Raw genomic sequence first — 11,395 nt, forward strand, 5'->3', positions numbered from 1 at the left:
CCTGCGCCGCGGCAAGCTACGGGTGCAGCGCATGCAGCGCGGCGACGTGTGGCTCGATACCGGAACGGTGGACTCGATGAGCGAGGCCTCCGCCTACGTCGAGGTGATGCAAAAGCGCACCGGCACCGTCATCGGCTCGCCGGAGGTGGCGGCCTACCGGGAAGGTTTCATCTCCCGCCCGGCCTTGGCCGCGCTGGCAGAGCCGCTGATGAAGTCCGGCTACGGCTCCTACCTGCTGGCCTCGGCGCGCGAGGATTAATCAGGCGGTTTTAATAATCAGCCGGGTTTAGTAACCGCGGGCGACGTATTCGTCGATGCGCGCGGCCTCTGCGCCCACGGTGGTCTCATCACCGTGGCCCGGCAGCACGCGGGTCTCGGCGGGCAGGTCGAAGACCACGTTGCGCAGGGATTCGATGATGACGTCAAAGTCGGAGTACTTGCGGCCGGTGGCACCAGGGCCGCCGTTGAAGAGCGTATCGCCGGAAAGCAGCACGCCCTCGCTCGGCAGGTGAAGCACCACGCAGCCCGGCGAGTGGCCCGGCGTATGGAAGACGGTAATGTCTTCGCCGCTGACCTGGAACTGCTGGTTATCCTCCAGCGGGTGGAACGCGGCGCCGCCGTTGGATTCTTCCCACAGCATCTGGTCATCTGGGTGGAGGTAGACCTCGGCGCCAAAGCGCTCGGCGGCCGCCGGCGCCAAGTCGCAGTGATCGTTGTGCGCGTGGGTGAGCAGGATGCCCCTGACCGGGCGATCACCCACGAGCTCGGCCACCGCATCCAAGTCGTGGGAAGGGTCCACGACGTACACACCCGAAGCATCGCCTACGACGTAGACGTTATTGTCCACGTCCCACTCTCCGCCGTCTAGGCGGAACTTGCCTTTGGTTACGGCCTTGTCGATCTGCATTGGCTTTAGTTCTCCTAATCTATGCGAATTCAACGACGGAGCGCAGCACCTTGCCGGACTTCATGGTGGCGAAGGAATCTTCGACCTCATCCAAGGAGTTGCGCTCGGATACGAACTTATCCAGCGGGAACTGGCCGTTGCGGTGCAATGCCACATATGCAGGGAAGTCGCGCTCTGGCAAACAGTCGCCGTACCACGCCGGCTTGATGGAACCGCCGCGGCCGTAGAGGTCGATTGCTGGGATATCGACGTGGTCGGTGAGGTTAGGCACGCCCACCATCACCATGCGGCCGGCATGGTCGCGGGAGTAGAAGGCCTGGCGCCAAGTCGGCTGGATGCCCACGGCGTCGATGGAAACGTCGGTGCCGAAGCCGCCGGTTAGCTGGCGTACGGCCTCGATGACCTCATCCTCACTCATGTCCTTGGAGTTGACGACATCGGTGGCGCCGAATTCACGCGCGGTCTCGAGCTTTGCCTCGTCGATGTCGACGGCGATGATCTTGGCCGCGCCCGCCAGCTTCGCGCCGGCGATGGCTGCGGTGCCGACGCCGCCGCAACCAAAGACGGACACGGACTCGCCGAGCTGGATTTCCGCAGTGTTGACGGCCGCACCCAAACCAGCCATGATGCCACAGCCCAAAAGTCCCGCCGCCGCTGGATCCTCCTCCGGATCCACCTTGGTGCACTGACCCTCGTGGACGAGGGTCTTCTCCGCGAAGGAGCCGATGCCCAGGGCCGGGGTCAACTCGGCGCCTGCGTCCTTATCATCTTCGGCCAGGTACATCTTGGTGGAGGCGTTGTGGGTATTAAAGCAGTACTTTGGCTCGCCCTTCTTGCAGGCGCGGCACTCGCCACAGACTGCGCGCCAGTTAAGAATGACGAAGTCGCCCTCGGCAACGTGGGTAACGGCGGAGCCTACGCGCTCGACGACGCCCGCGGCTTCATGGCCAAGCAGAAATGGGAAGGCGTCCTCGATATCGCCGTCGCGATAAGCCAGGTCCGTGTGGCAGACTCCGCAGGCCTGCACCTTGACGATGACGTCGTTTGCGCCTGGCTCAGGGATCACGATGTTGACGGTCTCGACCGGTGCTCCCTTGGAGCGGGCAATTACGGCTTTAACAGTGTTGTTGCTCATGCGGCCCCAGCGTACACGGATTTCCAGCAAGGCCGAACTAATGAAAATTCATTTCAGCAGATATGCGAAAGCGTGCGCGGGTCGCCCCAGCGCACGCCGAAAATTAGAAATTAAGAGCCAGCAATAACGTTTGCCGCATGCTCGTGGCCGCGCGCATTTACGTGAAGCGGCAGGTTGCCGTCGCCAGCAGTGAAGTCAACCAGGCCAGCCCACATGCGGCGATCTGCGGTGGCACACATGCCGTTATCGCGGGTGCTCGGCTTCAGGTCGAGGAACTCGGTCCCGGTACGAGCGGCCAAGTCCACCTGCATCCATTGGGAAGCATTTTCCCAAGCCTGCACATTCGGCAAGAAAGTGTGATCGAGCGGTGCCGGACCCACGTGCAGCAGGCAGTAGCTACCAGCAGAGCCGATGGTGGGATACCCGACGATCTGAATGCGTGCATTTGGCGCCGCAGCACGGATGCGGCCGATGAGCGGAGCGTTCGCATCCACGAAGCGGCGGCGCAGCTCGCCCTCGCTCATGCCTGGGTTGTTATACGTGTCATTAAAGCCCGTGGTGTAGAGAACGCGGCGGGTATTTGGGCTCAACGCGCCGGTCTGGATCGCGCGATCAACCTGGGCGAACATCTGCGGGCCGCGCGAGAAGGAAACAGCGCCGGAGCAAGAAAAGTCCGCGACCGGCAGGCCCAGCTTCGCGCCAGTGCGGCGGGCATAGTTATTAGACTGCGGACAATTCACGCCGCCAGCACTCTGGGAGCTCAGGCGCGCGGTGAGATAAGCACCCGCGTCTGGGTCGGCCAACACGGAATCACCAAAAGCCACCAGATTTACATCGGCTGCCACCGCTTGAGGTGCCGTGCCCAGGCCTACCGCGATGCAGGTCGCAGCAAAAGCTGCCATTACCTTCTTTTTCAGGTTCATGGATTTCCTCTCAAATTTTGCTGCCCATCATTTTAGCCCAACCTGGACGGTCCGTTCAGAATCAATATATGTTCTATGACAAAAATATACTATAGTCCACAGGGGCAACTTCTGTAACATTAGTAACAATCTTCCGAGCCGTGCAACAGCCTGTGCAGCCCACACGATTAACAAGCCGGTAGCCTAACTGTCGCGCTAGCTTTCTCTTATTGACGTAGGACTTTTACTCAACATGCCTTTTAATTTCTCTGATTTAACCTTCCACACCGCTGCCCTGAGCCGCTTTATCCCGCAGCTTTTTAAGTCCGGCATCATCACCCACCGTGATGGCATTACCCCGCTACTCAAGGCCGGCCCCATCTTAAGCCGCTACCGCTTTACCACTGCCCGCGAGCTCGAGCAGGGCTATATCACCTGCCCAGAGCGCCTCGCGCTAATCGACGACGACGGCACCCTTACCTACCGCCAACTGCGCGACAACGCACAGACCCTGGCCAAGCACCTACGCAGCCTCGATCTGCCAGAAATCCGCCTCGGCGTGATGGCCCGCAACGGCCGCGGCATCATCACCCCATTAGGTGCCAAGGGATACGCGGGCGCGCATATCTTCCTGCTCAACGTCGGTTCTTCCCCAGAGCAGCTCGCAGGCTGCATCGAGGAAAACAACATCAACGTGCTCGTCATCGACGACGAATTCATCGACCGCCTCGATCCCGCCTATCACGAGAGGATCGCCGTTATTATCGGGCACGACTCGGGCGCGGAACATTTCGGGCTGCCGACGCTAGACGGCATCGTCAAGCACGCCGAAGCAGTGCGCGACATCCGCTTGCCAAAGTATCCGAAGCACGGGCACATCGTGCTGATGTCTTCTGGCACCACCGGCATCCCCAAGGGCATCATGCGCCCGGAGCCGACGCTGCCGGTCGTGCTGGCATCCATCGTGGAAAACATCCCCTGGCGTGCCAACCAGAAGGTGCAGATGACCGCATCCATCTTCCACACGTGGGGCTGGGCCTGCCTCAATATCGCGCTGGGACTGCGCAATACCATCGTGACCCGTCGCGTCTTCGACCCGGCGGCCGCGCTCGATGACATCCAGCGCTACCAGCTCGATGGTCTGCTTTCCTCCCCCGTCTTCTTCCGCCAGATGGTTGAGGTTGACCCGGATTCGGCGTATGACACCTCTTCGCTGAAGTTCATTGCCTCCGCCGGGCATGCGCTGACCCCGGAGATCGTGAAGGAAACCCACGAGCGCTTCGGCCCGATTCTCTGCAACGTCTATGGCTCCACGGAGCTGGCGCTGGCGTCGACGGCCAGCATGGAAGAGGTGGCTAAAGACCCGACCATCGGCGGCAAGATTGCCTCCGGCACTAAGCTGCGCATCCTCGATGAGGAGGGCAATGAGGTTCCGCGCGGCGAGGTCGGCGAGATCTACCTGACCAATTCCACCGCGCTCATTGGTTATACCAATCCGAAGATCCCACTCCACAAGGTCGATGGCCTCATTTCCATCGGGGACTTGGGCTATATCGACCCCGAGGGCTACCTGCATGTGGTGGGCCGCGCCGATGACATGATCATCGTCGGCGGCGAGAACGTGCACCCGCAGTCGGTGACGGAGGTGCTCGAGGCCATGCCGGGCATCGCGGAGGTGCATGCCGGTGGCGTGGAGGATGAAACCACCTTCCAGCGCATCGCCGTGTGGGCGGTGACCACGCGGGACGCCCTAGGCAACGCCGTGACTGCCGACGCCATCCGTGCCTGGGTCCGCGAGAACCTGGCGGACCACTCCGTGCCGCGCGATGTCCACTTCCTGGACAAACTCCCGCGCAATGCCACGGGCAAGGTGGTGCCGCGCCTGCTGCACGGCACCGACTAACCCACGCCTATTCCTCTCAAGACGTAGAACCCTCCGAGCCAAAACTGCCCGAGTTGCCAAAACCTTCGCTCCTAACCGCAGGGAACAACGTTGTTTTGGCAACTCGGGCAGTTTTTGTGTCTGGGATTTAATCCAGCCGGCTAGCTGCTGCGCTTGACGGTTGCTGCGACTTCGCCTGGCAGGGCATGGCCCTCGCGAGCGATGTCGACTCCGGCGACCTGCTTGGCCGTCGGGCACACCACCGGGGTGATGAGGTTGACGCCGCGCTCGCGCAGCTTCTGCGCCTCCACCGCGATGATCGGTGTGCCGGCGGTGACTGTATCGCCCTTCTTGGCCAGGGCCGTGAAACCTTCGCCCTTGAGCTCCACCGTGTCGATGCCGATGTGAATGAGCAGGTCCAGCCCATCCGCGGTCTTCATGCCGAAGGCGTGGCGCGTCTTGAAGACCATGGTGATGGTGCCGTCGACCGGGGCGCAGACGTCGAAGGCATCGACGGCATCGGGCATCACAGCGAAGCCTTCGCCCACCATGCCCTGTGCAAAGGACGCATCCGGGACCTGGGAGAGCGCGACGACGTCACCGGCGAACGGGGCACGCACGTCCACGTCAACGGCATCACCGCTGGTGCTCTGAGCGGAAGCGGCGCTGGCTCCAGCGCCTGCGGCGCTCGCAGCACCCGCCGTGGCGAGGACCGGAGAACCGTGGCGCAGCTGGTGGCTGACCTCGTCATACATGAATTGCACGGCCGGGCCTACGATGACCTGGACGCTCTTCTCCGAGGGGTGGATGACGCCGGAGACGGCGGCGCGTTTGATCACGGAGTCGTCGACAAGCCCGCGCTCCTTCACGCCCACGCGCAGGCGCGTGGTGCAGTAGTCCAGTGAGTCAATGTTGTCCTTGCCGCCGAGGCCCTCGATGATGCGCGCGGCATCACGAGCAGTCTTGTCATCGCCGGTAGCGGAATCCTCCATGGGGTCTGCTACCGCATCGTCCTCACCGCGGCCCGGGGTCTTGAGGTTGAGCCAGCCGATAAGGAAGTAGAAGATGACGAAGTACAGGGCGAAGAAGCCCACACCCATGACCAGCAGCATGTACCACTTGTTGGCCAGCGGGTTCTGCGAGGAGAGCAACATGTCCACGAAACCGGCCGAGAAACCGAAGCCGGCGGTCCACTCCATAGTGGAAGCGATGAAGACGGACAGGCCCATAAGCAACGCGTGCACCACGTAGAGCAGCGGGGCGACGAACATGAAGGAGAACTCTAGCGGCTCGGTCACGCCGGTGAAGAAGGAGGCCAAAGCACCTGCGGCCATCAGGGAACCAACGACCTTGCGCTTGCTCTTATCCGCTCGCAGGTACATGGCAAGTGCCGCGCCCGGCAGGCCGAACATCATGACCGGGAAGAAGCCCGCCTGGTAGCGGCCGACGACGCCCTCGACCGTGCACTGGCCGTTGGCCCAGATGCCCGGGCAATCGGCGGCGGAGGTGGCGGCCGCGGCTGCCTCGATGGTCTTCTGGCCGGCCTGGAAGTTGCCGATGTCATTGATGCCGATGACATCGAACCAGAAGACGGAGTTCAGCGCGTGGTGCAGGCCGGTCGGGATGAGCAGACGGTTGGCCACACCGTAGATGCCGGCGCCCGCCGCGCCCAGGCCCTGGATGGAGGTACCGAAGTTAAAGAGCGCGTTGTAGATGAACGGCCACACGAAGTAGAGGATGCCGGAAATCACTATGGCGATGACGGCGGTAAGAATCGGCACGAGGCGCCGACCTGAGAAGAAGGCCAGGAAGTCCGGCAGCTTGGTGCCGTGGAAGCGGTTATATACCCAGGCCGCCATGACGCCGGCGAGGATGCCGAAGAGGACGTTACCACCGCCCACGGCGTTCCAGCCTTCCGAGGCCCATTCCAGAGCCTCATCGCCGGTCAGCGCGGTGGGGTCTTCGATGCCGCGGTAGCCGGCCACGGCCTCGGGGCCGAGCAGTTTCATAAACGTGGCGAAGGCCAGGAAGCCAGAGAGTGCCGCGGCACCGTTGGAATCCTTGGCCAGGCCGAAGGCAATGGCGATGGCGAAGATCCAGCCCAGGTTGGCCAGGACCGCATCGCCGGAGCTGATCAGCAGCTGGGCGGCGAGGTTATCCGGGCCAGCCGCGCTGGAAATCCAGTATCCAACGCCACTGAGGATCGCCGCGACGGGCAGCACCGCCACAGCGCCCATGAGGGCTTTTCCGAGCCGCTGCAGCGGCCCCATGACATCGATTTTCATGCGAGGAGTCCTTTCACACTAGTAAGGAATTAGATGGAGTTTTTAGGAAAAGAGTGGGCGGTGCGGACGGTGCTTGTCCGCGAAAACGTAGTACTCGCGGTCCTCCAGCTGGGAGGCGGCGGCTTCATCGAGGATCACCGTGGCGCGCTGGTGCCACTGCAGGATCGACGCGGGGCAGTGCGCGGAGAGCGGGCCTTCCACCATGGCGTGGACCGCGCTGGCCTTGTTGCTGCCAGTGGCCAACAAGAGCAGGTGGCGGGCCTCACTGATGGTGCCCAATCCTTGGGTCAGCACGTGGCGCGGGACCTCGTCTTCGTTGTCAAAGAAGCGGGCATTGTCCTGCACGGTTTGCGGGTGCAGCGTCTTGATGCGGGTGCGTGATTGCAGGGAGCTCGACGGCTCGTTGAAGCCGACGTGCCCGTTGGCCCCGATGCCCAGCAGCTGGATGTCCACGCCGCCGGCATCACGGATGGCCTTGTCATAGGTGGCCGCGGCGGTGGCGGGGTCATCGGAGTCACCAGCGGGGCTTTTTACCAGGTCATCATCGAAATCCACGTGGCTGGTGAATTCGCGGCGGATGGTGGAATAGTAGGACTGCTCGTGGGTACGCTCCAGCCCGATGTATTCATCAAGCAGGAATGCGCGGCTGCGGGCAAAGCTCACCTCGCCGCGCTCATGGCGCGTAATGAGCTCCTTGTACATCGCTACCGGGGTCGATCCTGTGGCCAGGCCCAAGGTGGCGCCGGCGTTGGCGTAGTGCGCGAAGATGTCAGCGGCCTCCACGGCCACTTCGGCCGGCGTGGAGCGGATGAGGATTTCCATGAGATGCCTTCCTGTGTGTTTAAGAGAGTGGGATGTCCGCGCCGTCGACGATGACGCGCACCGGTTGGTAGTGAGAGTTAAGGCCAACCAGGTTGGCGCGCGCGCCAACCGCGATGCGGCCTAGATTCGTCTCCCCCAACACGTCGGCTGCCGTGGTGGAGGTAAAACGCACCGCCTCGCCCAGACCATGGCGCTCGGCGAAGCTGGCGAATTGCTGGGACAATGTAGAGGTGCCGCCCGCGATAGCACCGCTGGGCACGCGCGCGACTCCCCCGCTCACGGTGACAGGCAGCGAACCCAGCTCATAGTCACCGTCGGCCATGCCGGCCGCCGCCATGGCATCAGTGATGGCGAAGGCGCGGTGACTGTGAGCCATGTCCACGGCGCCGTCAACAAGATGCACACCATCTGCGATGAGCTCGACGGACACATCCCCCGCCTTCGCTGCGGTGAGCAAAGCCGCTACCGGGCCCGGCGCGCGGTGGTGAATAGAAAGCATGCCATTAAAGAGGTGCGTTCCAGTCACGGTCAGGCCGAGCTCCTTAGCCTTGGCGATAACGCTCAGCGTGGTGTCATAATCGGCCTCGGTGTGGCCCAGGCTGGCGATGATGCCATGCTCCGCGCAGACGTCGAGCAGCTTGTCGACGTTCTCCGTTTCCGGCGCGAAGGTAATCGAACGCAGGTGGCCGCGGGCCGCGGCGATGACCGCGCGGAAGAAGTCCGGGTCACCGGGCACGATGCGCGATGGGTCCTGTGCGCCGCATTTGGCCGCAGCGATGAAGGGGCCCTCCATGTGGATTCCGGCGATCTCGCCTTCTTCAGCCAGCTGGGCTAAAAGCTCCGCCCGGGCGCAGAGTTCTTCTTGCGTGCCGGAGACCAAGCTGGCCAGCAGTGTCGTTGTGCCGTGCGCGCGGTGGAAGCGGGCGGCGGCTAGGCACTGCTCGTAGTCGCCGTTGGGGAATCCCCCGCCGTTGCCGCCGTGGTTGTGTAGGTCCACGAAGCCGGGCACCCACAGCAACGCATCCGAGTCCCCGGCGCGCCAGGCAGCCTCGGCTTGGGGGACGTCGCCAAGCACTATGCCCTCAATACTCTCCCCGAACGTGACGGCCCCAGCGCGCAGCTCGAAGTTTTCATCAATATAGAGGCCCTCGACGTGGCCTTTCTCCTTTGTCTGCATGGTTCATTCGGTCCCGCTTGTACGGGCTGACGTGGCGCAGCCCGGTTGACAATTCACTTGAAATTTATCAGGGCTACCAATTTTTGTGAACCACACTTCCTCCGAAGGGGGTGTGTGAGCGCAGATGGCTTTTAGCGCGTTAGGTGCACCGCGCGGAATGTCGAAAGGCCCGGCGAGCTACCAGCCGCGGGTGACCACTCGGTCCCAAAGCGCGTTGCTCGCTAGCTCACCGGCGCCCGCTGGTGAGGTGCCAACGAACACATCTCTCGCATCAGGATCATCAGCAAGAATGTAGCGGAACCACGCGGTGGCGTAACTGTCCCCGAACTCTAGAACGTCCTTGTGGTCCGCGCCCAGGCGGCGGGCAATGATTGCCGGACCACCAGCTGATTCAAAGTTCTCCTGCAAGTCTGACCACGGACTAACAAGCCAGCGGTCCGAACGGCCATCGCTCGTCATCAGGAATAGCGGTTCCTCTACGTCAGCCGTGTTGTAGTCCCAGTCATTGGACTGTGCCACTTTGTGGGAGGCCGGGCTCGCCGCATACACAGCTGCTACCTCCGTGTGGGCCGCAGCGTTGATGGCACCCGCACCACCCTGTGAGTGGCCAAAAATGCCGACTCGTGATCGGTCCGCACGAGAATCCAGTTCCGGCAAGCGCTCAATCAAGTGCACGACATTCTCTCCTGTACCTGTGTGGGGAGTCTCATCGCCGACAACCACGAAGCCCCAACTAGCCAGGTGCTCCGCCACGGGCAGGTAGCTGCTCAGCGGCGTGTTCGTGCCATTAGCCATGACCGCCGCCGGAAACGGTCCCGCGCCTGTCGGTGCCGCGATGGTCACGTCGCCATCACGCCGCACGTCGACCTCGTGCGGCCCTCGCCCGCAAACGACGCTTCCAGCGGGCCACCTGTCTCAGCGCTATATCCGGCAGCCACGCCGTCATCACCGGTCACGCTGTCTGCGTCCACCCACTGCATGAATCCCACAAACCCTACAAACGCCACCACAATCACGGCCACCACGGCAATCATGCCAACCACAAGCTTTTTCATGCTCTGTATTGTGTTTCGCACGAGAGCGAAGGTCACTAGCGCTAGCACTACTTTTTCCTGTACACAGTGCAAGAGCTGCCTCCGCTACGCCCTTGAAATGAGAGACTCACATCATTACCTTGTTGTATGTAATCGTCATCACATATGGGAGAAATAATGCTTACCTCCGAAACGCTTTCCGAAGTAGTCACAGTAGGAGGTTCAGGTCCGTTCAGCGGCCAGGGCAACGAAACAGTTGCAGCCTAAATGCATCCCCCTAGAAACAGTGGTGACGAAGGACTTTCATCTATCTACACCTTGACCGCCACATATTTTTTATTGTCAGTGTGCGGGTCAATGACCAGCCTCTCGATTTCACTCCACTTCGCCGAACTCAACAAAGGCGAACTGTTGGTGGCAAGCATCTTCATCTCGGGTACTTGCGCTCAAGTTTTTGCAGTCCCCTTTCTGGCCCCACTCTTCAACAAATTCAACAGCTATCACATTGCGCTTGCTGCACTCTTCTTAGATCTTCTGGGCCTGTTATCAATGGCAGCCTATCCAGAGCCATTGATCCTCATTGTCGGAAATCTCGTCACCGCATGCTTAAGCGGACTGTCAATTCCATCCATTTTCACCATCGCTGACTCTCAGGTCGGCGAAGGACAGCAGGCGAAAGCCTTCTCCCTCTTGGACACAGCCCGACTTGGCAGTGGATTCCTTGGACCACCTCTAGGTGGATTACTACTGGACCAAAGAAACCTGCAGACAGCGCTCTTCGTTGAAGCTTGCGCCGTTGGAGTCTCGCTACTTGCTTTTTATTTCCTTTATAAATCCTCGCCCCCGAAAACACTGCTTCATTCAGAAACCAAAGATTCTTCACCGAGTTTTCTCCAGAAGGTCCTCGAAGCACCTTCCCTTTTGCTGAAGAATAGAAGCGCTCGGTCCGCGTTAACCAGCATTTGGGGAGCAATTATCTGCACCTCGGTTTTCAACGTTTCGCTTGTCTTCTATGCGACACAGACCCTCCACGTCAGCGGTACGTTATATGCCATCATTGCCCAAGCATTTATCGTGGGCCGCATCTTTGGCGCACGGCTTTCAGCTCGCCTTCACTCACAGAACGCTGGGAAAGTCCTGGCCGGGGCAGGATTCGCTATGGGGTGTTTCATAGCTTTACCTGGACTATTTCCCTCATTGTGGCTCTGCATCCCATGTTGGACCTGACCCCTGTTTGGTAGACACCTGATA

At 61.3% G+C, this 11,395-nt stretch carries 10 protein-coding genes and 1 pseudogene; 3 read left to right on the forward strand and 8 right to left on the reverse strand.

Features of this window, described 5'->3' with window-relative positions; genetic code table 11:
* A pseudogene (locus tag HMPREF2935_RS04540) lies at nt 1–259 on the forward strand (glucose-1-phosphate thymidylyltransferase); the annotation flags it as partial.
* A gap of 27 nt (nt 260–286) precedes the next feature.
* On the opposite strand, the gene HMPREF2935_RS04545 reads toward HMPREF2935_RS04540, so the two are convergent.
* The 3 genes from HMPREF2935_RS04545 to HMPREF2935_RS04555 form a co-directional block, all read right to left on the reverse strand.
* A complete protein-coding gene (locus tag HMPREF2935_RS04545) occupies nt 287–907 on the reverse strand; it encodes an MBL fold metallo-hydrolase (protein WP_070732113.1) in 621 nt (206 codons plus the stop codon).
* Between the two features lie 19 nt (nt 908–926).
* The gene (locus tag HMPREF2935_RS04550) at nt 927–2,042 is read right to left on the reverse strand and encodes an S-(hydroxymethyl)mycothiol dehydrogenase (protein ID WP_070732115.1); all 1,116 of its coding nucleotides are present in this window, start codon (nt 2,040–2,042) and stop codon (nt 927–929) included.
* 110 nt (nt 2,043–2,152) lie between these two features.
* Nucleotides 2,153–2,965 (reverse strand): GDSL-type esterase/lipase family protein, encoded by an 813-nt coding sequence (locus tag HMPREF2935_RS04555; RefSeq protein ID WP_061920250.1) that lies wholly within the window; start codon nt 2,963–2,965, stop codon nt 2,153–2,155.
* Nucleotides 2,966–3,197: 232 nt separating this feature from the next.
* Here HMPREF2935_RS04555 and HMPREF2935_RS04560 point away from each other — a divergent pair, with 232 nt between their 5' ends.
* Nucleotides 3,198–4,847 carry an AMP-binding protein gene (locus tag HMPREF2935_RS04560; protein ID WP_049146091.1) on the forward strand — a complete coding sequence of 550 codons (1,650 nt, stop codon included), beginning with the start codon at nt 3,198–3,200 and terminating at the stop codon, nt 4,845–4,847.
* A 140-nt stretch (nt 4,848–4,987) separates the two neighbouring features.
* Here the strand turns inward: HMPREF2935_RS04560 and nagE are convergent, their stop codons facing one another.
* From nagE to HMPREF2935_RS13530, 5 genes are all read right to left on the reverse strand, one after another.
* A complete protein-coding gene (gene nagE, locus HMPREF2935_RS04565; protein ID WP_049146090.1) occupies nt 4,988–7,111 on the reverse strand; it encodes an N-acetylglucosamine-specific PTS transporter subunit IIBC in 2,124 nt (707 codons plus the stop codon).
* Nucleotides 7,112–7,153: 42 nt separating this feature from the next.
* Nucleotides 7,154–7,933 (reverse strand): glucosamine-6-phosphate deaminase, encoded by a 780-nt coding sequence (gene nagB / locus HMPREF2935_RS04570; protein ID WP_046647861.1) that lies wholly within the window; start codon nt 7,931–7,933, stop codon nt 7,154–7,156.
* A gap of 19 nt (nt 7,934–7,952) precedes the next feature.
* On the reverse strand, nt 7,953–9,110 hold the full coding sequence (locus tag HMPREF2935_RS04575; protein WP_070732117.1) for an N-acetylglucosamine-6-phosphate deacetylase: 1,158 nt from the start codon (nt 9,108–9,110) through the stop codon (nt 7,953–7,955).
* Nucleotides 9,111–9,287: 177 nt separating this feature from the next.
* The gene (locus HMPREF2935_RS04580) at nt 9,288–9,971 is read right to left on the reverse strand and encodes an alpha/beta hydrolase family protein (RefSeq protein ID WP_235590987.1); all 684 of its coding nucleotides are present in this window, start codon (nt 9,969–9,971) and stop codon (nt 9,288–9,290) included.
* Nucleotides 9,950–10,165, reverse strand: coding sequence for a hypothetical protein (locus HMPREF2935_RS13530; RefSeq protein WP_235590986.1), 216 nt, complete (start codon nt 10,163–10,165; stop codon nt 9,950–9,952). The genes HMPREF2935_RS04580 and HMPREF2935_RS13530 overlap by 22 nt, the downstream gene beginning before the upstream one ends.
* 246 nt (nt 10,166–10,411) lie before the next feature.
* Here HMPREF2935_RS13530 and HMPREF2935_RS04585 point away from each other — a divergent pair, with 246 nt between their 5' ends.
* Entirely contained in the window at nt 10,412–11,371 is a 960-nt protein-coding gene (locus HMPREF2935_RS04585) for an MFS transporter (protein WP_083313169.1), read from the forward strand.
* Nucleotides 11,372–11,395 lie beyond the last annotated feature (24 nt).

Origin of the sequence: Corynebacterium sp. HMSC076D02 (assembly GCF_001813815.1) — a bacterium.
Taxonomy (GTDB): domain Bacteria; phylum Actinomycetota; class Actinomycetes; order Mycobacteriales; family Mycobacteriaceae; genus Corynebacterium; species Corynebacterium simulans.

Excerpts from the sequence above, each read along its gene's own strand:
- HMPREF2935_RS13530 (WP_235590986.1), bottom strand. The coding sequence starts at position 10,165 with ATGAAAAAGCTTGTGGTTGGCATGATTGCCGTGGTGGCCGTGATTGTG.
- HMPREF2935_RS04545 (WP_070732113.1), bottom strand. The coding sequence starts at position 907 with ATGCAGATCGACAAGGCCGTAACCAAAGGCAAGTTCCGCCTAGACGGC.
- HMPREF2935_RS04585 (WP_083313169.1), top strand. The coding sequence starts at position 10,412 with ATGCATCCCCCTAGAAACAGTGGTGACGAAGGACTTTCATCTATCTAC.
- HMPREF2935_RS04560 (WP_049146091.1), top strand. The coding sequence starts at position 3,198 with ATGCCTTTTAATTTCTCTGATTTAACCTTCCACACCGCTGCCCTGAGC.
- HMPREF2935_RS04555 (WP_061920250.1), bottom strand. The coding sequence starts at position 2,965 with ATGAACCTGAAAAAGAAGGTAATGGCAGCTTTTGCTGCGACCTGCATC.
- HMPREF2935_RS04550 (WP_070732115.1), bottom strand. The coding sequence starts at position 2,042 with ATGAGCAACAACACTGTTAAAGCCGTAATTGCCCGCTCCAAGGGAGCA.
- nagB (WP_046647861.1), bottom strand. The coding sequence starts at position 7,933 with ATGGAAATCCTCATCCGCTCCACGCCGGCCGAAGTGGCCGTGGAGGCC.
- HMPREF2935_RS04575 (WP_070732117.1), bottom strand. The coding sequence starts at position 9,110 with ATGCAGACAAAGGAGAAAGGCCACGTCGAGGGCCTCTATATTGATGAA.
- nagE (WP_049146090.1), bottom strand. The coding sequence starts at position 7,111 with ATGAAAATCGATGTCATGGGGCCGCTGCAGCGGCTCGGAAAAGCCCTC.